The 3418-nt window shown below is 64.3% G+C and carries 3 protein-coding genes and 2 pseudogenes; 2 read left to right on the forward strand and 3 right to left on the reverse strand.

Annotated elements, in window-relative coordinates; genetic code table 11:
- Positions 1-195: 195 nt before the first annotated feature.
- Complete coding sequence (locus ABT063_RS51690) at positions 196-408, forward strand: hypothetical protein (protein ID WP_351069284.1); 213 nt, start codon at positions 196-198, stop codon at positions 406-408.
- 178 nt (positions 409-586) lie between these two features.
- Here ABT063_RS51690 and ABT063_RS51695 read toward each other — a convergent pair whose 3' ends face one another.
- Positions 587-1099 (reverse strand): acyl-CoA thioesterase, encoded by a 513-nt coding sequence (locus tag ABT063_RS51695; protein ID WP_351069285.1) that lies wholly within the window; start codon positions 1097-1099, stop codon positions 587-589.
- Between the two features lie 234 nt (positions 1100-1333).
- Entirely contained in the window at positions 1334-1762 is a 429-nt protein-coding gene (locus tag ABT063_RS51700; protein WP_351069288.1) for a DUF3592 domain-containing protein, read from the reverse strand.
- A 306-nt stretch (positions 1763-2068) separates the two neighbouring features.
- On the opposite strand from ABT063_RS51700, the pseudogene ABT063_RS51705 reads away from it, so the two are divergent.
- Positions 2069-2832, forward strand: a pseudogene (locus ABT063_RS51705) (transposase family protein).
- Positions 2833-3030: 198 nt separating this feature from the next.
- On the opposite strand, the pseudogene ABT063_RS52565 reads toward ABT063_RS51705, so the two are convergent.
- Positions 3031-3418: pseudogene (locus ABT063_RS52565) on the reverse strand (IS701 family transposase); the annotation flags it as partial.

A 3418-nucleotide genomic window follows, 5' to 3' on the forward strand; every position in this document is an offset into this window, starting at 1 on the left:
AAGGACTCCTCTTCGGACGGTGGGGGCACGGTCGTCAACAGCGGTGAGAAGATCACGCAGATGATCTCCGGCGACACGTGGAAGCAACTGGCCAACGACATCGTGAACTGATCCCGGATTCGTGGAGTCCCTGAAGCCAGGCTTATGATCCTGGCCCGAAGGAGAACCACGAGCAGTGACAGCACCAAGCCTGAGATGAACGGCTCGCCGACGTTCCTGCTGGACGGCGTGGACCGCTTCGTCCAGGCCGGAGCGGTGCCGAGTGTGTCGTGCCGTCTGTATCGGGAGGCCGACGGCACGGTTGTCGACGTCCCTTGCGTGGCCGCGCTGCGCGAGGCCTTCACCGATACGGATCAGGCAGAGGCCGTCGCCCCCAGGGCTGCTGCGAGCCGGACGTTCTCAATGTAGTCGGGCGAGGCGGGCCGGGGACGCTACGCACCTCATGAGCGGGGTCTGCGTGCGGTGCACCAGGCGGTGTTGCGGCACGTCGCCGACATCGGAACACCACACGGATCCGACGCGCTGAAACCGGTCGCCGCACACGCGGGCCGGACGACCTGGGAGGTGCTGGCCCAGCGAAGCCCGCTCAAATGCCAGGGACGTCTCCATCCGGTGAGGCGGACTGTGCCTCCCTCGCCTCCAGCGTCGCCAAGAGTTCGTCCGACATCAGCGGTCGGCTGAAGTCCAACAGGTCCTGGGTCAGCGGAGCCGGCCGCAGCGTGCTGGCATCGAGGTTCACCATTCCTCGCGTTCCGCTGGCATGGACGGTCGCGCGGTCAGCAGACAGAATAACGAACTTGTACGTGAAACTCGTGCGCCCCACATGCTCGAGCCAGAACTGCACCTGGATCTCCCCGAGCCTGGTGATGGGGGCGTCATAGGTCAGTTGCATGGACCGGACGACCTGAATCATCTCGATGGGAGATCCCGAAGCACGACCAAAGGGGAAACCCTTTCGATTCAAGTAGCTGTTGAAAGCCCGTTCAAAGAGGAAGGGATACTTGTTGTGATGGACCATGCCGTACGCATCAAGATCTTCGAAGTGCACGGAAACCGCTTCGTACGTACCCACGGGAGCCTTGCTGTTGGCCGAAGTCATCCTGCATCCGATTGTGACAAATCGTTCAGTGGATCTGGCGCTCATTACGCGCACTCTGTATGAGGGCCGCGATGCTGTCCGCGTCGGCCCGTCTCGGCGGGGAGCGATGCAGTTGCCGACGGCACGCGACCACCCCGTCCCGTTGTAACGATACCAGCCGAGAAGCGGTTCATTGAGCCTTTTTCAACCTCAGATGGTGACGTCCCTGTGTAACGGAGGGGCGTGTGAACTGCCTCAGTAGAAGATGAGCGCGAGCAGCCCGCCAACGGCCATGAGCGCCAGCCCAGGCGCCCAGAACAGCGCGACATGAAACCGCTCTTCGGACGAGTCGATGTCCGATAGGACGCCGGTCTTGGCCCGAGTCGGCTTCCTGCGGTCGTACACGACCGGGACGACGGTGCCCACCGGCCCCCGTGGATTCGCTCCTACCTCCTCAAAGAACGGGGCATAACCCCGGGGCGAGCTCTCGGGAAGAAGGATCTTGTAGAACACATGGGGTCCGCTGCTGAGCCATTCCTCGCGTGGGGAGACCGCTTCACCCTCGACGCCGTGACGTTCCAGGTTCCGCAGCTTCAAGTACTCGACCAGACCGCCCGAGTTCGCGAAGCACAGCAGCGAGCCGATGCCCATCAGGACGAAACCCACGCCTGCGATGTTGCCCATTGCCCCCTGCCAGAACGTATTTCGCGGACGTCACCCAACGGGCTCGCGCTACTCAGCCATCGCCCCACAACCTGACGACACTCTGGGCCATTTGGCTCTGGTGGCCGTCAACGGCGAATCTCCTGGCAGATGGTCTCCCACCGAGATCAATCATACTTACCGGGAACTTCGCGTGCTCGTCCACCCGCCGGCGCTCAACGGTTCTCTTTCAACCTGCGCGTCCAAGCTGGCCGGTTGGGTGACGGAGGGCCGAGACCTGGTAGATGGAGTTTCGACCAAGAAAACCGTCTCCACCAGAGGTTGCATGTGCTTGTCTACCCGTCCGGCCTCGACGTGTCCACCTCTGCCCTTCGCTTCCTGTCCGTCCACCTGCGGTAACGCCGCCGCAATCTGCGCACCCGATGGCGACGCCTCCCCGCAGGCCGGCAGGCCCTGCTCGCCCTGGCCCACCTCCGCTGTGGGCACACCTATGCCCAACTCGCGGCCGGTTTCGGTGTCGGGACCACCACGGCCTACCGCTACGTCACCGAGGCGGTTGATGTCCTGGCTGCTCTCGCTCCGACGCTCGCCGAGGCGACCAGGGCGGCGTCGATGAAGGCGTTCGTCCTGCTGGACGGGACACTGCTGCCGATCGACCGGATCGCCGCCGACCAGCCCTTCTACTCAGGCAAGCACAAGAAACACGGCATGAACGTGCAGTCGTCGCCGATCCTTCCGGCCGCCTGCTGTGGGCCTCCCCGGCTCTGCCCGGGGCCGTCCACGACATGCGTGCGGCCCGCGAGCACGGCATCATCGACGCTCTCGGCGAGGCCGGCGTCGTCTGCTGGGCCGACAAGGGTCATCAGGGCGTCGGAGACCCGATCCGCGTGCCCTATCGCGGCCGGTGGGAGACGCTTTCCCCAGGTCAGCAGGCGGCCAACCGATCCCATGCGAAGATCCGAGCACTCGTTGAACAAGCCATCGCCGCTCTCAAAACCTGGCGCGTCCTCCGCAAGATCCGCTGCTCGACCACCCGGATCACGGGCCTCGTGAAAGCTGTCCTCTGCCTGATCCTGGCCAGCTCAGACTGAGTCTGGTTCACGTCCCCTTGACCGTGATCAGCAGTACGATCCCAGGCTCCTGTGGGCACGGGATTCCCTTGATGTGTAGCCCCGCCGATGTTGTACCAGTGGTTGAACCTGTTGCTGTACATAAAGTTGGGATCGACCTCGTCCAGGGCCAAGCCGGGCCTGCCATTACCGGTAGTTCGTTAAATCCGGCAGTAGAGATCAATGCCGTGTCCGGTGGTGACCGCGTCGATCAGGGCCTGGAGCTCGGAGGGCGGGTCCTTGTCCGTCCAGGCTCGCCACCAGTGGTTGAGGGTGACGGCGGGGGTCGGCCAGGAACGGGATGGCCCGTAAGGCCCTGGGCCAGCAGGGCTGTTGGGGCTGGCGGGACGAGGCCGGTCCCTCTCTCTGGCCCCTCGTCGGGGCACGGGTCCGGTGCGGTGGCATCCAGGGGTCCGGGTGGGGTGAACCACTGGTCCCAGCAGAAGGAGAAGGCGCAGTTGACCAGGGTCTGATGGCGGCGGATGGCGCGGTCGGAGCGGACTTGGAAGTCGGCCCAGCCGAGTTCGTCCTTGATCTGCTTGTAGCTCTGCTCGATCCACGGCCGCAG

Origin of the sequence: Streptomyces sp. NPDC002838 (genome assembly GCF_040295365.1) — a bacterium.
Lineage (GTDB): Bacteria > Actinomycetota > Actinomycetes > Streptomycetales > Streptomycetaceae > Streptomyces.